The organism is Pelosinus sp. UFO1 (genome assembly GCF_000725345.1).
In the GTDB taxonomy this organism is placed as follows: Bacteria; Bacillota; Negativicutes; order DSM-13327; family DSM-13327; genus Pelosinus.
On record NZ_CP008852.1, the window covers coordinates 3,040,853 to 3,066,006 of the forward strand.

Below are 25,154 nucleotides of genomic sequence, written 5' to 3' on the forward strand. Positions count from 1 at the left end.
GTTAGACCGTCCATTGATTCATTATAATGTTATAAAAGCTATCACAATCTTTAGGTGCTATAGTATATGCCGTAGATTGATTTTCGTGCTGAACGAGTGCGATATTTATACCTTATTTTCATATTCCTGATAAATCGTAAGCAGAACTTTTTCATACTCCGGTTGTGCCGCCGCACCGTCAAACAAAATAATAGCCCGCTCTTTTATTTGGCTCTTTACTCTATTACGCAGCTCACTATCCAGAGCAAACCGCACTGCCCAGTCAACATACTCGGTCTCATTGGCTGCAATGCCCTCCTGTATTCCCAGAGCCCTGAGCATATGCGCCCCCCAACGGCTACGAGCCATATCGCCCTCCTGCGTGATAATCGGCAATCCCATATATAACGCTTCCATATTAGTAGTCCATCCACCGTAGGGATAGGTATCAAGTTGAATATCAGCAATAGAGAGCAAAGCGGAAACATCATTAAGCGGCGGCACTATAAACAGTCGATTACCCACTCCTGCTTTTTCAACTGCTTTGATAATTCGTTCGGATATTCGACTATCTAGATTACTGGAATAGCATGGTTTAAGCAAGATACAGGCATTCGGTGCCTTTTTTAGTATATCTACCAACAGAGAATCTCTTTGCGGACCATGCTTAATGCCATTTGCGCAAGAAACAAAAACAATTGCATCATCCGGTATCTTCCAATCGTTACGAGTAGAGATCTTATCCTGTTTAAACGGAGGCGGGTATTGCGCGGCGCCCAAATTCGGCAATTTTATGAGCTTCTCCCGATAATGAGACTCAGCATTTTCAGGTTCAAAATCACCGCTGATATAGTATTGTATCGTCGGCAAACCGGTTGTAGTGCCATGCCCTACCATGGCACATTGTACAGGAGCAAGTTGCATGCCGGCTAGAAGATAAGTGGCAGGATCCATACCGATGTCAGTATAAATCAAAACATCCAATTTAGAGTCCATAATTCCTTTGGCAATACCGGTAACGTCCGCTAGATTCGTATATTGCAGGAATTTATCACTATACTCTTTAAAAATTTCTGTCATTGCATCACAGTGATCTCCCAATGAAAAAATAGTTATCTCGAAATTGTCTTTATCATGATGGATGACCCGGTTGACCATGTAGTAACTAACTGCCTGATTGCGAAAGAATCTTGAGATATAGCCAACACGCAGTTTACCTTCCTTTCGATGCATACGGTGCTGAAAACTAGGTTCCACATTTTGTAGACTAAACCGCGCCATATGTAACGAAATAAAGTTCCCTAAGGCAGTAAGTGCTGACAGGTTGTTACCACCAACATAGGAAACACGCCAAAAACCATCCACCAATTTATTGACAATGGAAATAAAAAACTCTGATGGCATGGATATCCTGCATAATTCTGGAGCATACCTTAAGAGCTGCTGGCGGTGCCCTTCTTCAATATTGTAGTATGGAACATGTAGCATCCACAAACTAAGGATGGCTTTAGGGTAAAGCGGAACCTTTGATTCATTCCACAATTCAGTGGCATGAATATCGTAAGTCTCTGCAGCATAAGGATGATACATACTTTCCAGCATTATCCTTATATACCGTGATATCGAATCCGTAGCAATGGAATTAAAATTCCCAAGGCTATCATTATTAACCTGTGTACCAACACTAGAATTTAGCGGCAAAAATGAATTAAAGAACAGCTGCCACCACACCGTTATTAACAAGCGTTCTTCCCTCTTCCCGACTTTCACCAGTTCATCAAGAGGTGTTTGGGTGAAATAGTGAACCAATTGTTCCCGTAGCTGTCGACTAAAACGCAAAAGCTCTTGCATTTCTTCTTGCGGCAATGCACCGCATTGCATCGTCATTTTCCGGTATGTAACCCACTGTTCGATGATTTCCCATAAAATCCAACTTTCAGCAACCACATCAGCCATACTGAGACAACAGCAATAGAATTGGTCGGTAAATACTGCCCGTTGGCTAGCTGGATAACTCCCATATCTGCTATATAAGTTCCTAAACTCTTGCCAAACATTGCCCCATCCTCCAGTCGTTTTGGCTTTTTCAATAAACTGCAGCATATTTTCTTTCTGCAGAACCGGGAAGCATGAAGCGATAGACCAGGTTTTCGCACTCAATATTTCTTGATACAATCTGGCATAGTCGTCTACCATCCGCGTTACACTAAACTGTTCAACCATTCTTCTGCGTGCTGCTTCTCCAGCAAGTCGCCTTTTATCAGAATCATTTAAAAAGGTTGAAATTCCAGATGCTAGACCATCACTATTACCTCGATCGACCAAATAACCAGTTTGCTCATGAACAACAATTTCCGGAATCCCTCCCGTAGCAAAGGCTACAACAGGTATACCGCACGACTGTGCTTCACAAACAGTAAGCCCAAAAACTTCGGCCAATGCCGGAGATACATATAAGTCAGCTGCACCATAATAATCGGCCATGAGCCGCTGATCGTCAATAAATGGAATATCAATATGCGGTATGGGCAGTTCCTCAAGAACCGAATTGTCAGCAGTACCGATATTGAGGAGAAGTGCATCTGGGCACTGGATTTTTTTCAAGGCCTCGATCAAAAACCTTCCGCCTTTTCTCTGATCATTAAAACCGCCATGAGCTGCGAACATAATAATTTTTTTCTCAGCAGGCAACCTTAATTTTTCTCGGAGCTCTAGACGATTTCCAGGTCGAAAAGTATCTATATCAATACCATTGTGAATTGTCCTAACGTTATGGTCCCGCAGTATACTGTTTTTAGCCTGCTTTTCCAGCCAGGCAGACGGACATACCGCCGTGAATTTGGCTATTTTGTAAATCGAGCCTTTAATAAGCTGAATTAATTCGCGCTGCGGTCGCTGACCAAAAACCTGAGAATCCAGCGGACATGCTGTACACCAGTCATTTTGCCACCCATTGCAGTCTTCTGTATTATAACAGCCTGCCGTAAAAGCCAGCGGATCATGCAGTGTCCAAACTAAAGGCTTCGCCGCTAAAAAAGGTAATAACAAAAAGGAGAAATATCCTCCATTGATACAGTGCAGGTGAACAATATCAGCCTGCTCAAATAAAGGATGCCCAATCACGTCCAATAGAGCTGCAGAGTATAAATCAAATAGCCCCTGCTGGGCTTGTTGCTGCAATAATCCTTTTTGCCACCTGGTCTGCGGGACAGCTATTGGTATGACTCGCGGATCATTTGTAGTGTTGTGATAGGCGAAAACATGGACATCATGTCCCTGAGCCGTCATAGAATTCATAATCTGCCAGGCAATTCTAGCGGCTCCGCCTTTAGCATCAAAAAGATTCACGTGTATTATACGCAACATGATCATCTCCCTTACCATTATCTTCGTCAACAGCCTGTTATCCCCGCACATGAAGCTCGGGGATAACAGGCTGTAAAAGTTCGAACTAAGTTCGCTCTAAGGTCGGTAGGGGCATAACCCCTTCCAGATCCAAGGCTCACTTATATCCGAAGTGAGTTGCCTGCGAGTAATCATCCGCCCAACTATCACGAATAATAAATGGTGGATGATTTAAAGGATATTCCATAACCGTTATTGGTACATTAGCACATTGGGTCATTACTTTCGTGTGCGTCGCTTCCGGACCAAATCCAATATTAGACACCAGATTGGTGTTGGGGAGAATATGCAGCCCATTTTGTAGCCAACTAGTAAAGACTAATTGGTAATCCCATGTGTCAATCCAACCTTTGTAGGTATATTCGAAAATGTTATGCCAATACTGAACGGTCCCTATGCTCCTCATAACGTCAACTTGGTACTGTCCTTCTTGAATTTCTACCCGTCTAGTACCCAAAATATCAAAAAGCCAAGAGCCGTCCTGAATGTCAGGCCACAATTTCATGTCAACATCATAAAATTTCCATGCCCGCCGCCACGTTGCCCACCCCCAAAGATGAGCATACCTTGAGAAATAATAGCTGTATTCCGTTCGTCGTCTACCAAATTGAAAATTATTTCCTGAAATCGTCATGACGCGTTCATCGGTACGATACCGTTCCAATAGTTCCTGACAAAAACGAAAAAAAGTTGTATCCGGCAGACAGTCATCTTCTAGAATAATGGCTTCATCCACCATATTAAACACCCAATCCAATCCGCTTGCTACCCGCTTCCTGCAGCCTAGATTGGTATCCGAATAGTTGTTTAAAACCTGACAATCCCAATCCACTTGCTCAACAATAGCCCGAACAGCAGCACACTTTTCAGCTTCCCCCGACTGGTCTTCACGTGGGCCGTCAGCAACAATCAAAAGCTTAGGCGGCTTAGCATTTCGAATTTCTTTAAACACCTGTTCAGTTGTATGGGGACGATTAAAAACAAATAACACCACCGGAGTCGTTAAGTGGAACTCGCTCATGCTAGTATCCTCCTGAAATAATCAATCGTATATTTTAATCCCTCTTCTAAATCCACCAGGGGCTCCCATCCCAACTTAAGTTTTGCCAATGTTATATCCGGTCGGCGCTGCTTTGGGTCATCTTGAGGAAGTGGACGAAAAACCAATTTAGATCTTGAACACGACAAGCTCAGTACTTTTTCCGCAAGTTCCAATATTGTAAATTCTGCCGAATTGCCTAGGTTCACTGGCCCGATAAAACCTTGTTCGGTATTCATCATGGTTACCATAGCATCAATAAGGTCATCCACATAACAAAACGACCTAGTCTGCTTGCCATCACCATAAATGGTAATATCTTCACCACGCAGCGCCTGAACGATAAAGTTACTCACCACGCGACCATCATTTGGGTGCATATTAGGCCCATAGGTATTGAATATACGGATCACCTTAATGTCCAAACCCGACTGCCGATAGGTATCAAAAAATACCGTCTCCGCGCAGCGTTTTCCTTCGTCGTAACAACTCCGGCTACCGATAGGATTTACATTGCCCCAATAATCTTCGGTTTGCGGATGAATGCACGGATCACCATACACCTCTGAGGTAGAAGCATGCAGTACCTTTGCTCCTAAATAGCAGGCTAAATCAAGAACGTTTATGGCTCCCAGCACACTGGTCTTTATGGTCTTTATCGGGTTGTGCTGATAATGCACCGGACTAGCCGGACAAGCTAGATTATATATTTCATCCACCTCAAAATGCATGGGGTACGTCGTATCCTGCCTTACTATTTCAAATCCGGGATAACTTAACAATCCCACCACATTTGCCTTTGATCCAGTAAAATAATTATCTAAACAAACCACCTCATGCCCCTGTTTAAGCAATTTTTTACATAAGTGTGAGCCGATAAATCCGGCACCACCAGTAACCAAAATACGTTTCACAGACACTTGCCCCCCCCCTCCCAAACAACCTGCTAATCATATTTTCCAACAGTTTCTCCCTATACAATAGTATTCAAACCCATATAGTTTCATTTCATCAAATTCATATTGATTCCGACCGTCAAAAACAACTAGCTGACGCATACGCTTCTTCATATCACTAAAATCCGGCTGACGAAATTGCTGCCAATCCGTAATTAATACTAAAGCATCTACGGCATTGACGGCATCCATCATAGTATCCACATATTGGATGCTATCAGCATAATTCTCAAATACCCGCTGCGCTTGCTCCATCGCCTGTGGGTCAAAGGCGACAATTTTTGCTCCCATCTTGATCAAGGACTGTAGGATTATTATAGAAGGAGCCTCACGCATATCGTCAGTTTGCGGCTTAAATGCTAACCCCCATACAGCAAATCTTATTCCGCTAAGATTCTCGCCAAACCGCTTTTTGATCATGTCAACAAGATAATGTTTTTGACGCTCATTCACCGTATGCACCGCAGTTGCTATAGCCATATCAAGTCCATTTTTGTTTCCTGTATGAATTAACTCCATTACATCCTTAGGAAAGCAGGATCCGCCGTAGCCTGCACCGGCATAGAGAAATTGCTTACCAATTCGTTGATCAGTAGCCATTGCCATACGTATATTTACAATATCTCCGCCAACGGTATCGCAAAGCTGAGCAATTTCATTCATAAAGCTGATACGGGTTGCGAGCATAGCATTAGCAGCATACTTAGCAATTTCAGCGGACTTCGTATCCATAATCAGAATAGGATTTTGATTACGGACAAAAGGCTTATAGAGCTGTTTCATGAGTTCGGCAGTTCCTTTATTTTCTGTCCCGATAACCACACGATCTGGCCGCATGAAATCTTCCACTGCTGCCCCTTCTTTAAGAAACTCCGGATTGGAAACCACATCAAATCCTACATCATCCCTGCCGCGCACGTTTAATTCCTGTCTGATAATATCTCTGACCTTTTCTGTCGTTCCTACCGGAACAGTCGACTTTGTTACTACAATCAAATATTGATTCATGTGTTGCCCTATCGTACGGGCAGCAGCAAAAATATGTGAGAGATTCGCCGAACCATCCTCAAGAGGCGGCGTGCCCACAGCAATAAAGCAAAACAGCGCATCTTCAATTCCCTGTGTTATATCCGTGGAAAAATGCAAGCGCCCCTCCTTTAGATTACTTTCTACCAACTCCCGCAGCCCTGGCTCATATATCGGTAATATTGCAGCTTTCAGGTTATTTATCTTTACTTCATCTACATCAACACACCAAACCTCATTCCCCATATTGGCAAAACATACCCCTGTTACCAAACCAACATATCCCGCCCCAACCATGCAAATCTTCATTACTACACCCCCTTATCGACGACAGTAATACAATCTAAATGTTATTTTTAATGCAGTCTATCTTATTCAAAATCCTCATGAAGGGTACCATTGTTATATACTTTCTAACAAAAATCGCTACCTAGCTGAGCTAGATAGCGATTTCACTTTTTTTCCACAGCGTATGCTGATCTAAGATCAGGTTCCCTTCTTAAGTAACCTTCTTTATTAAAGAAGCATACATTAATAGTACAGGAATACCGTCAACTGTAGCCTACTTTTATAGAAGGGAGAAGTTTTTAGTGGCTGACAATAAGCAAGTATGTTGTGTCTTTGTTTATAATCATAAACATGACAATATCGATAAGCTGCACAAACTGTATTCCTCTCGCTTTAGCAATATTTACCACCTTATCCCATTTTACCAAGGAGATAACCCGCAAGTTATTCCTATATATGAGAATTCATATACTTTCCAAGGATATTTTGCCCAAGCTTATAAATCTATCTATCACGAAAAGTTTAGTCATTATATTTTTATTGCTGATGATTTAATCTTACATCCTGACATTAATGAATCAAATATATTGCAAGAATTAAGATTAGGCAGTAATTCCGCTTATATAAAAGAGTTGATTTCCCTTTCTGATGTTAACTTTAAAAATTGGACACATTCACTGTCAGCAATACAAACATTCTCTAGAGTTTGCCACAAAGATACCTTTGTAAAGGTAAATGAACTCTTGCCTTCCTATGAACAAGCAATGAAAAAGTTCCATAAACATAATATTTATTGTCGAGATATTACGGCACGAAATATAGAAAATTGTAATGGTAATTATCTAAGTTGCAGCAAATCGTTTATTGCAATGGTAGCAGAGAAAATCGCAGCCTATGGATCATACCCGATGCCCTATCCCCTTGCCATGGGGTATTCGGATTTTATTATTATACCGGCAAAATCAATGCAACCATTTTGCCATTATAGCGGTATTTTGGCCGCTATAGGATTATTTGTAGAGTCAGCTATTCCTACGGCTATGCTGCTTGCCTGTAAACATATTGTCACCGAAAAAGAAACCCTCTGGTATGGTACGGAGTTCTGGGATTTTAACACTATTCTTTATGCACAGCAAAAAAATTACGATTTACAATGCTTGTTGCAAGGTTTTGAAATCAGACAATTGTACATTCATCCCATAAAAATATCTACTTGGAGTGATAAAAATCTATGAATAAAGCGATTGTAATCACTAGTATTTCACCACCAACAAAGGCGGTAGAGCAATTTGAAAAAATACAAGGCTGGCAGCTTATTATAGTGGCTGATGAGAAGACCCCTCCTGAATGGTATTATGATAATGTTGTTTTTTTGTCGCTAAGGGATCAGCAAACTTCAGGGGGATATCTTTTTGACGTTCTCCCCCTAAATCACTACTGCCGGAAGATGATAGGATATATTGAGGCCATACGATCTGGGGCAAATACCATCGTAGACTCTGACGATGATAATATTCCTAAAGCAAATTGGAGCATTCCTCCCTTCACAGGATTTTATCAGATTGCCTCTAATAAAGGCTTTACAAATATATATAAGCTTTTTACCAATGATCCTATTTGGCCACGAGGTTTTCCCTTAAAGCAAATTTATACAGCAATAGAACCCTCTACTTCTGAGTTAGTAAAAAAAGATGTTTCTATTGGTATCTGGCAGGGATTGGCAGACGGTGACCCTGATGTGGATGCCATCTATCGATTAACTAATAATAAACCGTGCTTTTTCAATGATAGAGAGCCCGTAGTTCTTGCCTCGAAAGTTGTGTGTCCTTTCAATTCCCAAAATACTGCCTTTTGCCGGGAAGCATTTCCACTATTATATCTTCCAGCTACTGTCACCTTCCGTTTTACCGACATTCTGCGAGGCTATGTTGCCCAGCCTATTTTATGGACTTTAGGATTGCATCTAGGCTTTACCGGAGCAACAGTAGTACAAGAAAGAAATAAACATGATTATTTACAAGACTTTAAATCGGAAATTCCTTGTTACTTATATCCAGAAAAAATTATTGATACGATTGCTCCTATCGTTCATTCCCGGTATAGTGTGGAAGATAATCTTTATGAATCCTATCGTGCTTTACTTGGTGCCGGAATTGTGCAGGCAGCTGAGATGATAATATTGGAGGCTTGGCTTAAAGATATAGCCGGATTGCAAAAGCGTCCATATATATGAAACACTGCTTAGCACTGTCATGTAACATATTCAGACAACAGCTAATATAATAAAGAGTAAGTACCTTATGATTCTAGAGGTGAATGTATGAGTAATTATTACGCTACTTCAGGTGGTATATGGCAGGAGTTTGATAAAATTAATGGATTGTTTACTCGCGAAGAAGCCATTTGCATGCAATGGATTGTGAAACAATTGCCACAAGGATCAAAAACAGTGGAATTAGGATCATTTCAGGGACGCAGTAGTATCATGATTGCGTCAGCATTATCTACAGACAGTATTCTATATTGCATAGACAATTTTTCTGAGTCATTTGATATTTTAAATGCATTTATGAAGAATATCAAAGAATTTAAAGTGAATGATAAAATACGTTTTCTAATGATGGATCATATTGAGGCCGCAAAAGAGTTTGGCGATGAATCCATACAAATGGTATTTGTTAATACAACTCATAGTTCTGAGTCTATTAAACAAGATATTTTAGAATGGTGTCCCAAAATAAGAGTCGGCGGATTTCTAGTATGTCATAATTATACTTCTTCTGATCACCCGGAAATTAAGGAAGCAATAACAGCATTACAATTGAATGGAGCAATACTCAGTGGTAGTTTGTGGTGTGGACAAAAAAGTTAAATTATTATTTGAATAGGTAGGAGAATCTGATTATGATTCATTTAAAGAATAATCCCGCGGTTACTGTTGCAATGCCGGTGTACAACGGAAGTATGTATATTCGGGAATCTATTGAAAGTATTCTTAACCAAACGTTTTCAGATTTTGAATTTTTGATAGTTGATGATGGTTCGAGCGATAACAGTGTTGAAATTATAAACACATATAAAGATTCACGAATAAATCTACTATGTCATACAACTAATCTTGGCACAAGTACAGCTTTAAACAAAGCCATTGCAAACGCAAGCGGCACTTATATAGCCATTATGCATTGTGATGATATCAGTCTTCCACATCGTTTGGAACAGCAAGTACTATTTATGGAAGAAAATTCACATATTGGCGTATGCGGCAGCTCTGTTCATATATTTGGGCAGCGAGATCAAGTATGGTGTTATGAAACGGATTCAGATGATATTAAATGTAAGCTTTTATTCCGCTCGGCCTTTGTTCATCCAGTAGTAATGATGAGAAAGAATTTGTTTTCGGAATATAATGTTAGTTACAATCCCTTATATCACTATACAGAAGATTATGATTTGTGGAGACAGTTATTATCTAAAACACACTTCGCAAATATTCCTGATATTTTACTAAAATATAGGATACATTCCCACCAGGTAACTATGAAATATAATTTTGAACAGCAAATAGAAGCAGGAAGGATACGATTAGCACAAATACATGAGCTAGGAATAACCCCAACGGAAGAAGAGTTCCAAATCCATCAAACCCTTAGCAATGGCATACTCCCTGATAACCAGGAGTTAATCCAATTATGGTTTCAAAAATTGGAGAATGCAAATAATCACCTCGGATATTATCCAAAGCAGGCACTTACCAAACTCCTGTCAGAATTCACCACTAAACATTTGTGGGAATAAAAATTTTACGGAGCGTGATTTGGTGAAAATTGGGTTCTATCTTAAATGGGACATCAATCAAATGTATCAAAATGGCTGGATTATTGGTGAGGCATACTATTTTAGATCTGTCTGTAATGAACTTTCCAAATTGCCGGGGGTTGAGTTTGCCAGACAATATGACCTTGTCACACGCCCTGATACTCCATTAGATGTTATGATTTACGTAAATGATACAGAGCCTATATCGAGTTTAGCTAAAAAGAATATACTCTATTTGCAAAATGGCTTTGGTGAGGGAATGAATACTATTCTAGAACGACTTCGTCCATCGGGATATGATGGATATATTTTCATTTCAAAAAAATTGCTTGCCCTTCACGAAAGTCAAGGCTATCATGGAATATATTTGCCCTTTGGTGCTGATTTGACTAAATTCTTTCCTAGAGAGACAGATACGGGCTACAATTATGATGTAGTTTTTGTTGGCAATGATATAAAAGGCCATGGTAGGACAATGCAATATTTATCACCAATGTTAAATTATAATTTTGCTCTCTTTGGCGCGTGGGAAGACGGTGATTATTTTGCCCAAAAAGTTTTTTCAAGAATTTGCAAGGGAAGACTAGATTATGACAAAGTTCCCCTCTTATATTCCAATGCTAAAATAAGTTTGAATTTTACCTTTCCGGATCAGGTCAACTGGGGAGCTATGACAGATAGACCATTTCAGGTCATGGCCTGCAAAGGTTTTCTGATTAGTGATTATGTACCTGGTTTTGAGGATGAATTGCAAGGATGTATGGTAGTTACAAACGGCGGATTAGATATAATAAATAAAATTGATTATTATCTTACAAGAACCAAAGAACGACAGGAAATAGCAGACAATGGTTATCAATATGTAATTAATCACGCAAGTATTCAGGCCCGAGTCAATAAATTATATAATTATCTGCAAGAAATAGTATAATTTCTCCTGTAATGAAAACAAATAATACAGTCGAATTTTCGGAAATGTTCGGTTACAGTTTGGAGGCTATCACCATTAGAGAAGGCACTGTAAATTTATTCACAATGAATAATTTACAGTGCCTTTTTTATCATAGCCGTCAGTCCAAATGAATACAATATCATAAAGAAGACTTGATTCAGATGGAGTTTTAACTCCACCTAAATCTTAGCCGCGCTTATCCAGGGACTTAGCCGCTCTTAACTCCCACTTGTATAAGTGAGCCTTGGGTTCGAAAATCCGTAGCGCGAACTTACTTCGAGTTTATAGCCTGTTTCTCTGACCGTCGAGGGCAGGGAATTACAGGCTGTTAACGAGATCAAGATAGGAGTCTTAGAGCGGTTTAGTCATCGGATAAAGCAAACGAATACCACATGCAAATGCTGAATGGAGCATTTAATCTACTAGATAGCATACAATCCCATTATAATCTTAATAAATATCTCCGCAATGCCGCTAGACTTATAGTAAAATCATCTTCTGTCAGCACAAATCCTGCAGGCAGGTTATACGTGCGTTCCCCACCAGCCAGCATCATGGCAATAACCGGCAAATTGGTATTGGGAATGCCCCAACCACCAGCTTGAATAATACAGTCATATTCAGCTTCGTTCACACCTATAATTTTATTATTATGGCCAAGGGTATTGAGAAAAGTAGATACTTTATTCTCCTCTTTTAATCGCTTAGTAAGATACGGAATACTGTTGGGAAAACCGTGGATAATGAATTTGTTAAAGCGTCTGATCACTTTTTCAACGACTACCGGGTTTACACACCATGCACAAAAATGCCACAAGTCACTGTATATAGGATTACTCATCACCCCAGTATATTGCGGAACCGATTTCATTTTGATTTTATCTTTATTTTTCAATAAGAAGGCGATTAGAGCATTTAACAGTTGGTTGCGTTCCTCGTTAGTCCATTGGTGGTTAAATTCCTGAAAAGCAAAATGATCCCATCCTTGTGTATACTGAGCATGTGATTTGAAATGAGCCGCCTTAAATATCGGTATATTTAAATATTCGGCAAGGGCATTGATCCACGCTGTCCGGGTATCAAGAGGAATATCAGTGCCGGCAACGATATCACCCACTGGAAGCATATAATGATTTCTAGAATACTTTTGCCATCTGACTGCCCAATAATCGCTAATGCGTTTTCTCTGGAGTTTTCTGCTCATAACCGCAAATTGGCAGCCCGCTCCAATTATAAATTCCGCGGAATCATCAGTTAACAATACGCTGGCCTCTTTGATTTTATTTACGCATTCGTAATAGTCGGAATATCTATTATCCATGTCCCTACACAAGAAATAATCACAAAATAACAAATCCAAAAGCATAAAATAGGCCGGTGGCATGCAGACGTGCTCAAATGTGACTGGAGCTCCTAGAGCATTCGAAATTTTGTTTATATCTTCCGATGTAAACATACCAGGAACTAGATAGTCCATCACGGATACAATCTTTATGACTTTATTGTCGCCCAGTTTTGTGGTATGATTCAGCATCATTTGATTGCTATGAACCAATTCCGTGATTTGTGCTATTGACATATCCCGTGAAATTGCAACATTGAAGTCAGATGCAACCGCATCCATAATCAGTAACCCCATAGAGTCAAGAATTGTGGCTATAGGCAGGTCATGAGGTATATTCGAAAAATAAGACTGAATAATAGTTTCAATAGTTTCTTCTTGTTCCAGCACATTTTGCTGGTTTTGCCATGACTGGAATTTCAAAAAGTCTGTCGTCGTTTTATTACGGTTGATCTTGCCGGAAGAAGTCTTGGTAATAAACTCCGTGGGCACAAAATGCAATTCAAAGCTTTCTACAGGCAAAACTTTCGTCAATAGTTGGTATACCCTAGTCCACTCCTGCTTATCCCATACTCGCTCCTGCTCTAAAATAATGGCCAATTTTTGTGTCCCAATTCTTTCGTCATGCAGGCAAATAGCGGCACATCGCCCCTCACAATACATAATTGCCTGATTCACCAGATAGTCCATCTCACTCAATAATATCTTTTCGCCAGCCTGAATCATGACATCATGTTTGCGTCCCTCAACGAACAGTTCGCCATTTTCCATAAATCCCATGTCACCAGTTGGATAATATCCCTCATTATCAATGATGGGGTCCCCGTTCATATATCCGATAATGGATGTGCTGCTTTTTACATAAATTTCGCCATCAACCAATTTCACAGCAGTTCCCGGAATTAATACCCCGCAGCTGACAATCTGCTTGTTGCACTTCGAAATCGTACGCAAACCGTTACTGATGGATACTGCAAATACGTTTTCTGCCATAGCGTAGCACGTACACAACGTTTCAACATTTGTTCTGCTCACCGCACAAAATTTGCTTAGCGTTTCCCAATGAGACGGCTCAGAACAGGAAATCCAACGGCGCATGGAGGGCAAAGGCCGTTCCGGCGTAATCCGCGCCATCACTTCAAAGCCGAAATTCGGCATATAGCAAATCGTCCCTTGAAGCTTCTCAATAGTATCATAAAGAAGTGGACGGTTATTGATCCATTCCATGGGATCCATCATAACAACCTTGATATTAAGATACAGCGGCATGACAAAACAGGCGATGAAACCCATATCGTGATACAGAGGCAGCCAAGATACAATGCAGTCTTTCTCCGTTAATTGCAATACTTGATTGTAATGGAGCACATGACGATATAAATCAACCAGCTTATAGCGTATGGCTTTTCTATGACCTGTCGTCCCAGAGGAAAGCTGAATAATAGCTCCTTCATCTGAAATGAATTCGCACCTCGATGGTGCATCCATGATTTCGCCATTGCATTGCATCGTGTGAATGGGTAACTGTAAAGTAAAGTGCGCAATTTCGCTGGCACAGAGTATTCCTTCTAAACCAACTGTTTTCACAATATGTTGAATGGAATCCAACCAATATTCATAGCTTTGCTTTTTGGTAGGATATTGTAGTATCAAAGGCTCCTTTCCGGCATCCAATATCGCAAGCCAATACAAAATTAACTCCGGTGAGGAAGAGAAAATAAGACCAATTTTCTTTTCATTTGGAAATTCTCGCTGGATGTTATCACTTAGCCATCTGATTTTAGCGCCACATTCCGATAGCCTCAACTGACTCCACTGACTGTTATTATATATTTGAATATCGGGCAAATTACAAATCTCCATAACCGCTCCCCCTTTTCAAGCATCTAATATACTATATTCTGACTCTCCATAAAAGGTTACCATTGTTATCCCAACGTGCGTAACAAGCGGATAATACTAAGAAAATCGTTAACAATCAAAAAAATAAGCGGAGGTTCTGATAGTATCTCAAAAGACTCGCTGGAAACCATAATACTATTAGATTCAGGGAGATGAAGTTATGCATATCGGTTTTTTAATGAAATGGCCAAAAGGAATAGAACGGCTTAGAGGACACGTTATTGGGGAAGAACCCTACGCCGAGTCTTTATGTAGGGAACTGCGGCAGTTAGCAGGTGTTACATCGGCTCAAGTGTACGCCCCAAATGTTAGGCCATCAGCCAAGATTGATGTGATGATTCACCTGAACGACACACTACCAGGTTCTTTTGCCCGAAGACACATACTTTATTTTCAGAATTTTTATAATGAAGGGTCAGACATCGTTTTATCCCAATTACAAAAGTTAGGATATGACGGTTATGCTTTTCTTTCACAAAGGCTGCTAGATATTCATCTTCAAGCCGGATATTCCGGCATTCTTCTACCTCTGGCAGCAGATACAGAAATATTTTACCAAAAAGTTACTAACCCATACTACGAATACGATATCGCTTATGTCGGAAACGACATTAAAGGGGAAGAACTCACTATGCGCTATCTCTATCCAGCGACTAACTATAAATTCGGATTGTTTGGCAATTGGAAATTACAGCCACATCCCTATAGTAGAATGTTCGCCAAACTGTCACAGGGATATATCACTCACGATGATTTGGCCACTCTCTACTCCAGTGCAAAAATTATATTAAACTTCACTGGACAGGATTCGGTAATTTGGGATACCATGAATCTCCGTTTCTTTGAAGTACTGGCATGTGGCGGATTCTTAATCAGTAACGAAATTCCTTCAGCAAGTCGTGAGATGAAAGACTGTATTATATTTACCGACGGGTATGATGATTTAAACCAAAAGATCGAATACTACTTAGCAAGACCAGAAAAAAGAAAGGAGATCGCCGAACGCGGCTACCAATACGTTATTCAAAATGCAACCGTACAAATCCGAGCGAAACAACTATATCAATTTATAGAGGAAATCCTGTGATAACTATCTTAAAAAAAGTGCTGCCTAATTACAGCTTAGGCAGCACTTTTTTTATCTTTAATTAAATAATAATCAGTATATATTTTCCATCTTAATTCAATGAAACATATATTGAGTTTTCACGAATAAACTCCAATATATGTTCTACATAATTACGTTTTACACCATTATTGATAGGTTTTACATACATTAGCATTGCATCCTTTAGCAATAGGCATGAGTCTTTATTCCAGCCATTTTTATGCTTGACATGATAAGCTAACATATCCGTCACTTTCTTAACTGGAATTTCGCATAATATGGCTACAAGTATGATCCAATAGTCCCACCACGGCAGCCCAATACAAAAATCCGAATTAGGATAGTAATGAATAAGTTTACGGTCAAAGAAAAAATAGTCGAAACCCCATTGATATAACTTTCCTTGCAAATTATCAAGTGTTTTAATATCAATCCGTGAACCATACAGTAAAGAATTGACAGCTTCTTTAGAAATAAATGAATGAAAATTTTCCCCCATTAAATAAATATCCGAATTGACAATTCCACATATTTGAGAATCGCTTCCAGCAAAATATGCCAAAAAATCATCAAAATAAATATACGGCTTGCCAAATTCTTTTCTTGCATCACGAACCGCTACTACAAATTCAATATCAGGAAAATCCTTTTCTAATATAGCTATTTCATCCGGCGCATTAATTGATACACATTTAAACCCCATTTTGCACCAACTGTTAATGACTTTCCTTTGCTCATCTAATTTTTTTCCTGGAGCCAATGATGTAGCAATAGTTATAACACCGTTTTGTGTCAAACCCTACTCCTCCAAAAGATTATTTCTATGCTATTCCATTAACTGGTATAGCCAATTTTATATTGTTCATCATACTTTTTAAGCTGATTAGACGCAATAGTAACTAATAAGTTAATATCTGTTGATAGTGGCAAATACAGATATTGATGTACTGCCACACGTACATCAATATCTTGATAAATAGTGTCCTGCGCCAGATTCCCCCAACGATCGTCCGGAATCAAATCAAGAGTCATTCCTGCATGGGCTGACGGCAAAAGCATATTAGAGCCATGCACGCCGATCACTAACCGGCTTTCCCCATAGATTTTACAAGTTGCCTGTTCTAAATTATCTGTGTATTTTTCCACTCTCCGGTCATCGATCCACTCGGGAAAAGCTGTAGCCACACCTAAACCAGCAATGGTAAATTTTGCATTAGGGAATCGCAGTCTAAGCTGTTCAAAGAAGCAACAAATGTTTGAATTTTGTTGTCGAAGTCCGCTTCTGCGAAGCTCTGGGTCGAGCTTATGATGCAAATAAGGGTTAACTTTACACCAAACACGATCGTCTCGCCAAATAAAAGTAATCCGACAATCCTGTTTTTCATAATTATACTTTTCAACACCAGTATATCGAGCAATTTCTGGGCAATGCGGCTGATAATGAGCTTTACTTAAATATATAGTATCAAAGCGCTGGCATTCCTTATAAATAAATTGGTCTAATTGAGGGTAAAAGTTTAGCATCTTAGCTAAAGGGATGTTTATTGTCCATATTTCAGAAACCCCATCCGGTACCATCCACTGCAAAATTTTCGGTATTAAAACAATCGTATTAAATTCAGGCTTTTCCCTCAGATAAAATTCAACACTAAGCAATTTTAATAATGCATCGCCATAGAGGAAATGAAGACAATTAATAATAATAACCTTTTTTGCTTCCAATCTCTTTTCGACTTGAAACTCCAGATTTTGGTCATATTTAGGTCTGAAAATTGACATTTGAAGCGGTATTCCAAACCATGACTTATATCCTTCATCACCATCCAGTTGAAAAAGCTGCCCACTGGCTAGATTTAATTTAAAAGGAGCGGTCATAGCATGACTGACCCGAAAATCTTCAATAAACGACGTTTGGCAAGAAGCGCACTTACAAACAGCGCAAGTATGTATTCCCTGCCATAATACTTTAAAGGGATCAACGGGATTATTACACTCCGGACATACCGCCTGGTGTTCGATGTGCGGCTTTATTTGTATCATATTTTCCCCAACTTTCACCAGTATTCTAGGCAAATCAAAGGTTCTGGCTTTCTAAATTATCAAAAATATACCACTGGTACGTTTTACGAATCCCATCTTCTAACACTATTCTAGGCCGCCAACCTAGCGCTGTGAGTTTCGAAATATCCAATAGTTTGCGGGGTGTTCCATCCGGCATTTGAGCATTATACACAATGTTACCCTGATACCCCACGATTCCGGCAACTAGTTCAGCCAACTCAGCGATCGAGATATCTTCACCAACGCCAACGTTAATTGGCTCACTTCCCTCATACTCATCCATAAGGAAAAGACAGGCATCAGCAAGATCATCAATATAGAGAAACTCGCGGCGGGGTTTTCCAGTACCCCATATGTCAACACTCGAATTGCTATTCACTTTAGCCTCATGAAATTTCCTTATAAGTGCCGGAAGGACATGGGCCGATGCCAGATCAAAGTTATCGTTAGGGCCATACAGATTTGTCGGCATGACAGATATAAAATTAGTACCATACTGCTGATTATAAGCCTTGCATAATTCGATTCCAGCAATTTTTGCAACTGCATAAGCCTCATTGGTAGACTCCAATTTGCCTGTCATTAAATACTCCTCTTTTATCGGTTGGAGGGCAAACTTTGGATAGATGCATGAACTTCCTAGTAATAATAACTTTTTCACCCCTGATTTATATGCAGCGTGTATAATATTAGTTTCTATCATGATATTGTCATAAATAAATTGGGCAGGGAAAACGCTATTGGCTAGTATACCGCCTACTTTTGCGGCTGCTAGAAACACATATTCTGGCCGCTCCGTTGCAAAAAAATGATTAACGGCTGTCTGGTCACGTAAATCCAATTCTTTGCTGGATCGAACTATCACATTTTCGCAGTCACACTCTCGCAATCTATGGATTATAGCAGAACCTACCAAGCCACTGTGCCCTGCTACATAAATTCTCGCTGTCCTATTCATACCTGCCTCCCATACGGTCACAAATCACCGCATATAAAATTTAGTCAAAATGGCTGTTAATAGGAAACCCATGCTCTTTACACAAACAATCACGTTCAACTATTTTTGTATCTTCATCAACCATCATCTTTACTAATTCATGGAAACAGACTTCCGGCTGCCAATTCAATTTATCTTTAGCCTTTGTTGCATCGCCCAGCAAAATATCAACTTCAGTTGGCCGAAAATAACGTGGATCAATACGCACCAATACTTTGCCGGTCATAGCATCCACGCCGTGTTCTTCAAGCCCCACTCCCCGCCACTCAATAGTAATATCGATATTCTTAAATGCTAGTTCTACAAATTCACGTACCGAATGGGTTTGACCTGTTGCGATTACGTAATCTTCCGGTTCTTGCTGCTGAAGCATAAGCCACATGGCCTTAACATAATCACCGGCAAAACCCCAGTCTCTTTTTGCATTCAAATTACCCAAGTATAATATATTACCTAATCCCAGTTTGATGCAGGCCACAGCCCTGGTTATTTTCCGAGTGACAAAAGTCTCTCCCCTTATCGGTGATTCATGGTTGAACAATATTCCGTTACAGGCAAACATTCCATAGGCTTCGCGGTAATTGACAGTAATCCAGTAGGCATATAACTTGGCTGCAGCATAAGGACTGCGAGGATAAAACGGTGTAGTTTCCCGCTGGGGAATTTCCTGAACTTTCCCATATAACTCACTGGTTGAGGCCTGATAGAACTTAACCTTCTTTTGCATACCCAATATACGTAAAGCTTCAAGTAACCTAAGGGTGCCAAGTCCATCCGCGTTAGCTGTATACTCAGGCGTATCGAAGGAAACCTGGACATGACTTTGCGCAGCCAGATTATAAATTTCATCCGGCTTAACTTCCTGAATAATTCGAATCAGATTGGTTGAATCTGTCAAATCACCATAGTGCAGGAAAAAATTAACATTTTGTTCATGACTATCTTGATACAGATGGTTTATTCTTGCTGTATTTAGAAGTGAGCTTTTTCGTTTTATGCCATGGACGATATAGCCCTTTTTAAGTAAAAAATCAGCCAAGTATGCCCCATCTTGACCTGTTATCCCAGTAATTAAAGCAATTTTATCCATACTAGTTTATCTTCCTTTCTCTGCCTTCGTCTATATAGTGCACTAAAAATTCGTCGGCAACTTCCCCGTCCCTAAAAATCCTTAGTCACTATGCTGCTGTTCACTTTCATACTATGCACTTTTCTACTGAAAGGTACATCCGTAAAAAAGACCCTGAAAGGTCTTTCCAAATCAGAACCTTCAGGATCTTCGTTACATTAAATGTCAATGATGCCGTTTTCTTCGTCTTAGCTTCTTTGCGTGTAATTGTGTAATAACTGCCAATTCCTCTTTTAGCGACAATATTTCGTGATTAACCATATTTCCCTGCTGCAACAATTGCTCTACTATCGTTTGAGGGCAAGTAGCCAGTTCTTCAGAACTGTACTCCTCTATTTGTTCATTTACCTGCTGCTGTTCTATTTGTTGATTTGCCTGTTCCTGCGCTTTGCGGAGAGCTGTCAACTCAACTTTGAGCAGCAATATTTCTTTACTAATTACGTCTTTCTGCTGTAATATTTCTGTTAGTCTTCTAGAACATCCAGCTACTTCTTCTAACATATGCCGGATAGTTCCCATTTCGTCCTTTAAATGGCGTACCTCTTCCGCGACATTCGATTTTACATTTTCTCCTGCCTGTTCTTCTCTTTCCTGCTGTTCCTTATCTTGCTGCAAAGCAGCTACTTCAGATGTAATCTTAGAAAACTCCTGCATAAATATGTTTTGCTGCAACTGTAATTGTTCTTCTATAGCTTGAGGGATGCACTCGATCTTCCCTGAAACATCCTGTATAAATACGGTTTGCTGTAACTGTAGCTGTTCTTCTATAGTTTGAGGGATCCCCTCTATCTTCTTTGCAACATCCTGCATTAATACGCTTTGCTCTAACTGTAGTTGCTCTTTTATAGCTTGAGGAATGCCCTCTATTTTCCCTGAAACATCCTGCATAAATACGTTTTGCTCTAATTGTAGTTGCTCTTTTATAGCTTGAGGAATGCCCTCTATTTTCCCTGAAACATCCTGCATAAATACGCTTTGCTCTAACTGTAGTTGCTCTTTTATAGCTTGAGGAATGCCCTCTATTTTCCCTGAAACATCCTGTATAAATACGGTTTGCTGTAACTGTAGCTGTTCTTCTATAGTTTGAGGGATCCCCTCTATTTTCCCTGAAACATCCTGCATAAATACGCTTTGCTCTAACTGTAGTTGCTCTTTTATAGCTTGAGGAATACCCTCTATTTTCCCTGAAACATCCTGCATAAATACGTTTTGCTGTAACTGTAGCTGTTCTTCTATAGCTTGAGGGATCCCCTCTATCTTCTTTGCAACATCCTGCATTAATACGCCTTGCTCTAACTGTAGTTGCTCTTTTATAGCTTGAGGAATACCCTCTATTTTCCCTGAAACATCCTGCATAAATACGCTTTGCTCTAACTGTAGTTGCTCTTTTATAGCTTGAGGTATGCACTCTATCTTCCCTGAAACATCCTGTATAAATACGTTTTGCTGTAACTGTAGCTGTTCTTCTATAGCTTGAGGGATCCCCTCTATCTTCTTTGCAACATCCTGCATTAATACGCTTTGCTCTAACTGTAGTTGCTCTTTTATAGCTTGAGGAATACCCTCTATCTTCTTTGCAACATCCTGCATTAATACGCCTTGCTCTAACTGTAGTTGCTCTTTTATAGCTTGAGGAATGCCCTCTATTTTCCCTGAAACATCCTGCATAAATACGCTTTGCTCTAACTGTAGTTGCTCTTTTATAGCTTGAGGAATACCCTCTATTTTCCCTGAAACATCCTGCATAAATACGTTTTGCTGCAACTCTAGATCATCCTGCATAAATACGCTTTGCTGTAGCTGTAGTTGCTCTTTTATAGCTTGAGGAATGCCCTCTATCTTCTTTGCAACATCCTGCATTAATACGCCTTGCTCTAACTGTAGTTGCTCTTTTATAGCTTGAGGAATGCCCTCTATTTTCCCTGAAACATCCTGCATAAATACGTTTTGTTCTAACTGTAGTTGCTCTTTTATAGCTTGAGGAATACCCTCTATTTTCCCTGAAACATCCTGCATAAATACGCTTTGCTCTAACTGTAGTTGCTCTTTTATAGCTTGAGGAATACCCTCTATTTTCCCTGAAACATCCTGCATAAATACGCTTTGCTGTAGCTGTAGTTGCTCTTTTATAGCTTGAGGAATGCCCTCTATCTTCTTTGCAACATCCTGCATTAATACGCCTTGCTCTAACTGTAGTTGCTCTTTTATAGCTTGAGGAATGCCCTCTATTTTCCCTGAAACATCCTGTATAAATACGTTTTGCTGTAACTGTAGCTGTTCTTCTATAGTTTGAGGGATCCCCTCTATCTTCTTTGCAACATCCTGCATAAATACGTTTTGCTGCAACTCTAGATGTTCCTCCATTACCTGAGGAAATGCGTCTATTTTTTCTAGAGCGTCCTGCCACTTATTCTGCAATTCTTTCGTTAACTGCATTTCTCTTTCTTCCTGCTTCTTCTGCTGATTGACCTCTTCTAGCAAATGGATTTTCATTTCGTCTATTAAATAGCGTATATCTTCTGTAATATTCCATTTTGCATTATCTTCTGCTATTTGTTCTCTTTCCCACTGTTCCTTATCTTGTTGCAAAGCAGTCAATTCAGATATAATCTTAGAGATCTCTTGCACGAATACGCTTTGCTGACGTTGTAGTTGTTCCTCTATAGCTTCAGGGAAACATTCTATTTTTCCTAAGACTTCCTGCCACTTATTCTGCAATTCATTTGTTAACTGTGATTCGCTTTCTTCCTGCTTCTTCTGCCACTCAACTTCTTCTAACATATGGATTTTGATTTCGTCCATTAAATGACGTATTTCTACAACATTCCATCCCATATTATCTTCTGCTATTTGTTCTCTTTCACGCTGTTCCTTCTCTTGTCGCAAAACGGCCAATTCAGATATAATCGTAGCGATCTCTGGCATAAATACGCTTTGATGCATCTGTAGCTGTTCCTCTATCCCTTGAGGAAATGCATCTATTTTTCCTAAAACGTCCTGCCACTTATCCCGCAATTCTTTCTTTAACTGTGAATCGCGTTCTTCTTGCTCCTTCTGTCGCTCAACCTCTTCTAACATATGGATTTCCATTTTGTCCATTAAATGGCGTATTTCTGCTGCTATTTGTTCTCTTTCTCGTTGTTCCTTATCTTGCCTCAAATCGACCAATTCAGATATAATTGTGGAGATCTCTGGCATAAATATATTTTGCTGCGGTTGTAGCTGTTCCTCTATCGCTTGAGGGAAACCGTCTATTTTTCCTAAAACATCCTGCCACTTATTCTGTAATTCTTTCGTTAACTCTGTTTCGCGTTCTTCCTTCTTCTTCTGCCGATTGCTCTCTTCCAACATATGGATTTTGATTTCGTCCATTAAATGACGAATCTCTTCCGCAACATTCCATTTTGCATTATCTTCTGTTGTTTGTTCTCTTTCCCGCTGTTCCTTATCTTGCTGCAAGACGGTCAATTCAGATATAATTTTAGAAAATTCCTGCATAAATACACTTTGCTGCAGCTTTAGTTGTTCCTCTATCCCCTGAGGGAATACATCTATTTTTCCTAAAATTTCCTGCCACTTATCCTGCAATTCTTTCGTTAACTCTACTTCGCGTTCTTCTTGCTTTCTTTGCCACTCAACCTCTCCTAACATATGTACTCCCATTTCGTCTATTAAATGGCGTACCTCTTCTACGACATTCCATCCCGCATTATTTCCTGCTGCTTGTTCTTTTTCACGTTCTTCCTTATCTTGCTGTAAAACGGCCAATTCAGATATAATTTTAGAAATTTCCTGCAACAATACGTTTTGCTGCAGCTGTAGCTGTTCCTCTACTCCCTGAGGGACAGCTTCTATTCTTCCTAAAACATCCTGCCACTTATCCTGCAATTCTCCCGTTAACTGCGATTCACGTTCTTCCCGCTTCTTTTGCCACTGCCCCTCTTCCAACATATGTGCTCCCATTTCGTCTATTAAATGGCGTACCTCTTTTGCTACATCCCATCCCGCATTATTTCCTGCTGTTTGTTCTCTTTCACGCTCTTCTTTATCTTGCTGCAGAACGGCCAATTCAGATATAATTCTAGAAAATTCTTGCATAAACATGCTTTGTTGCAACTGTAGCTGATCCTCTACCCCCTGAGGAAAAACTTCTATTCTTCCTAAAACGTCCTGCCACTTATCCTGCAATTCTTTCGTTAACTGCGATTCACGTTCTTCCTGATCCTTCTGCCGCTCAGCCTCTTCTAACATATGAAATTCCATTTCATCCATTAAGTGGCGTATCTCTACTGCCATTTGTTCTCTTGCCCGCTGTTCTTTATCTTGCTGCAAAACGACCAATTCAGATATAATCGTAGAAATCTCTTGCATAAACATACTTTGCTGCAACTGTAGCTGTTCTTCTATTCCCTTAGGGAAAGCATCTATTTTCCCTAAGACTTCCTGCCACTTATCCTGCAGTTCTTTCGTTAACTGCACTTCTCGCTCTTCTTGCTTCTTTTCCCGCTGCTCCTTATCTTGCCGCAAAACAGCCAATTCGGCTATAATCCCAGAGATTTCTTGAACAAATACACTTTGCTGCAGCTGTAGTTGTTCCTCTATCGCCTGAGGGAAATCGTTTATTTTTTCTAAAACATTCTGCCATTTATCCTGTAATTCTTCGGTTAACTCTGCTTCGCGTTCTTCCTGCTCCTTTTGTCGCTCAACCTCTATCATACTCCACTCACTTTTCTGGTTCGCCTGTGATTGGTAAATTTTCATTATCTCATTCTTAAGTTCTGATATTTCTTGCTCAAGTAAGCTTTCCAGGCGCTCCATTTGCTCCTTTACCATGGGATAATTGGCTACACTAACCATGTCTTGGCCTTCCAGTTGTATTGCATTTAAGGATTCTAGCTTGCCGCGCAATCCCCATTTCAGTTGATTCACATTGATTTCGGCGGGTAACTCATGTACTACCGGTACTTTGTTCTCAGATATCAGTTTCTCCAGATTATATCTTCTCCGTATCCCAGCCATGCTTCCAGCTCCTTGTCGCTATTAATTTTAAAAATCAATTAACTATGATTTGTGTAAACAAAATTATCATAGCTATATCCATAATATATGTAACGACAAAAATTTTGGTGAAACCAATACCGCAATATATGT

Annotated in this window: 16 protein-coding genes; 6 read left to right on the plus strand and 10 right to left on the minus strand. The window is 39.8% G+C overall.

The genetic code is table 11. The annotated features are described in order from the left end of the window. Positions 1–105 precede the first annotated feature (105 nt). The 4 genes from UFO1_RS14455 to UFO1_RS14470 all read right to left on the minus strand — a co-directional run bounded on the left by UFO1_RS14455 (position 106) and on the right by UFO1_RS14470 (position 6,714). The gene (locus UFO1_RS14455) at positions 106–3,345 is read right to left on the minus strand and encodes a glycosyltransferase (RefSeq protein WP_236639205.1); all 3,240 of its coding nucleotides are present in this window, start codon (positions 3,343–3,345) and stop codon (positions 106–108) included. A gap of 136 nt (positions 3,346–3,481) precedes the next feature. Further along, positions 3,482–4,405 (minus strand): hypothetical protein, encoded by a 924-nt coding sequence (locus UFO1_RS14460; RefSeq protein WP_038671900.1) that lies wholly within the window; start codon positions 4,403–4,405, stop codon positions 3,482–3,484. Next, the gene (locus UFO1_RS14465) at positions 4,402–5,343 is read right to left on the minus strand and encodes a UDP-glucuronic acid decarboxylase family protein (RefSeq protein ID WP_236639206.1); all 942 of its coding nucleotides are present in this window, start codon (positions 5,341–5,343) and stop codon (positions 4,402–4,404) included. Before UFO1_RS14465 ends, UFO1_RS14460 begins: the two co-directional genes overlap by 4 nt. A 30-nt stretch (positions 5,344–5,373) precedes the next feature. Then, complete coding sequence (locus tag UFO1_RS14470; protein ID WP_038671902.1) at positions 5,374–6,714, minus strand: UDP-glucose/GDP-mannose dehydrogenase family protein; 1,341 nt, start codon at positions 6,712–6,714, stop codon at positions 5,374–5,376. 281 nt (positions 6,715–6,995) lie between these two features. On the opposite strand from UFO1_RS14470, the gene UFO1_RS14475 reads away from it, so the two are divergent. From UFO1_RS14475 to UFO1_RS14495, 5 genes are all read left to right on the plus strand, one after another. After that, positions 6,996–7,928 carry a hypothetical protein gene (locus UFO1_RS14475; RefSeq protein WP_038671904.1) on the plus strand — a complete coding sequence of 311 codons (933 nt, stop codon included), beginning with the start codon at positions 6,996–6,998 and terminating at the stop codon, positions 7,926–7,928. After that, on the plus strand, positions 7,925–8,926 hold the full coding sequence (locus UFO1_RS14480; protein WP_038671907.1) for an STELLO glycosyltransferase family protein: 1,002 nt from the start codon (positions 7,925–7,927) through the stop codon (positions 8,924–8,926). Before UFO1_RS14475 ends, UFO1_RS14480 begins: the two co-directional genes overlap by 4 nt. Before the next feature lie 87 nt (positions 8,927–9,013). Continuing rightward, positions 9,014–9,565 (plus strand): class I SAM-dependent methyltransferase, encoded by a 552-nt coding sequence (locus tag UFO1_RS14485; RefSeq protein WP_038671908.1) that lies wholly within the window; start codon positions 9,014–9,016, stop codon positions 9,563–9,565. A gap of 32 nt (positions 9,566–9,597) precedes the next feature. Beyond that, positions 9,598–10,491 (plus strand): glycosyltransferase, encoded by an 894-nt coding sequence (locus UFO1_RS14490; RefSeq protein ID WP_051788955.1) that lies wholly within the window; start codon positions 9,598–9,600, stop codon positions 10,489–10,491. A 22-nt stretch (positions 10,492–10,513) separates the two neighbouring features. Continuing rightward, a complete protein-coding gene (locus UFO1_RS14495; protein WP_038671910.1) occupies positions 10,514–11,443 on the plus strand; it encodes a glycosyltransferase in 930 nt (309 codons plus the stop codon). A 463-nt stretch (positions 11,444–11,906) separates the two neighbouring features. On the opposite strand, the gene UFO1_RS14500 is transcribed toward UFO1_RS14495, so the two are convergent. Continuing rightward, positions 11,907–14,669: an AMP-binding protein gene (locus UFO1_RS14500; RefSeq protein WP_038671912.1), complete on the minus strand. Its 2,763-nt coding sequence runs from the start codon at positions 14,667–14,669 to the stop codon at positions 11,907–11,909. Positions 14,670–14,868: 199 nt separating this feature from the next. On the opposite strand from UFO1_RS14500, the gene UFO1_RS14505 reads away from it, so the two are divergent. After that, positions 14,869–15,795, plus strand: coding sequence for a glycosyltransferase (locus tag UFO1_RS14505; RefSeq protein ID WP_038671914.1), 927 nt, complete (start codon positions 14,869–14,871; stop codon positions 15,793–15,795). Positions 15,796–15,886: 91 nt separating this feature from the next. On the opposite strand, the gene UFO1_RS24810 is transcribed toward UFO1_RS14505, so the two are convergent. From UFO1_RS24810 to UFO1_RS14530, 5 genes are all read right to left on the minus strand, one after another. Continuing rightward, positions 15,887–16,612: a hypothetical protein gene (locus UFO1_RS24810; RefSeq protein WP_236639207.1), complete on the minus strand. Its 726-nt coding sequence runs from the start codon at positions 16,610–16,612 to the stop codon at positions 15,887–15,889. 38 nt (positions 16,613–16,650) lie between these two features. After that, the gene (locus tag UFO1_RS14515) at positions 16,651–17,856 is read right to left on the minus strand and encodes a hypothetical protein (protein ID WP_038671915.1); all 1,206 of its coding nucleotides are present in this window, start codon (positions 17,854–17,856) and stop codon (positions 16,651–16,653) included. A 34-nt stretch (positions 17,857–17,890) separates the two neighbouring features. Further along, complete coding sequence (locus tag UFO1_RS14520) at positions 17,891–18,835, minus strand: GDP-L-fucose synthase (protein WP_038671916.1); 945 nt, start codon at positions 18,833–18,835, stop codon at positions 17,891–17,893. 40 nt (positions 18,836–18,875) lie between these two features. Further along, complete coding sequence (gene gmd / locus UFO1_RS14525) at positions 18,876–19,964, minus strand: GDP-mannose 4,6-dehydratase (RefSeq protein WP_038671918.1); 1,089 nt, start codon at positions 19,962–19,964, stop codon at positions 18,876–18,878. A 204-nt stretch (positions 19,965–20,168) separates the two neighbouring features. Beyond that, positions 20,169–25,022, minus strand: coding sequence for a hypothetical protein (locus tag UFO1_RS14530; RefSeq protein ID WP_038671920.1), 4,854 nt, complete (start codon positions 25,020–25,022; stop codon positions 20,169–20,171). Positions 25,023–25,154 lie beyond the last annotated feature (132 nt).

Coding starts and splice junctions, on each gene's coding strand:
- UFO1_RS14455 (WP_236639205.1), bottom strand. CDS start 3,345: ATGTTGCGTATAATACACGTGAATCTTTTTGATGCTAAAGGCGGAGCC.
- UFO1_RS14460 (WP_038671900.1), bottom strand. CDS start 4,405: ATGAGCGAGTTCCACTTAACGACTCCGGTGGTGTTATTTGTTTTTAAT.
- UFO1_RS14470 (WP_038671902.1), bottom strand. CDS start 6,714: ATGAAGATTTGCATGGTTGGGGCGGGATATGTTGGTTTGGTAACAGGG.
- UFO1_RS14480 (WP_038671907.1), top strand. CDS start 7,925: ATGAATAAAGCGATTGTAATCACTAGTATTTCACCACCAACAAAGGCG.
- UFO1_RS14485 (WP_038671908.1), top strand. CDS start 9,014: ATGAGTAATTATTACGCTACTTCAGGTGGTATATGGCAGGAGTTTGAT.
- UFO1_RS14490 (WP_051788955.1), top strand. CDS start 9,598: ATGATTCATTTAAAGAATAATCCCGCGGTTACTGTTGCAATGCCGGTG.
- UFO1_RS14500 (WP_038671912.1), bottom strand. CDS start 14,669: ATGGAGATTTGTAATTTGCCCGATATTCAAATATATAATAACAGTCAG.
- UFO1_RS14505 (WP_038671914.1), top strand. CDS start 14,869: ATGCATATCGGTTTTTTAATGAAATGGCCAAAAGGAATAGAACGGCTT.
- UFO1_RS14515 (WP_038671915.1), bottom strand. CDS start 17,856: ATGATACAAATAAAGCCGCACATCGAACACCAGGCGGTATGTCCGGAG.
- UFO1_RS14520 (WP_038671916.1), bottom strand. CDS start 18,835: ATGAATAGGACAGCGAGAATTTATGTAGCAGGGCACAGTGGCTTGGTA.
- gmd (WP_038671918.1), bottom strand. CDS start 19,964: ATGGATAAAATTGCTTTAATTACTGGGATAACAGGTCAAGATGGGGCA.
- UFO1_RS14530 (WP_038671920.1), bottom strand. CDS start 25,022: ATGGCTGGGATACGGAGAAGATATAATCTGGAGAAACTGATATCTGAG.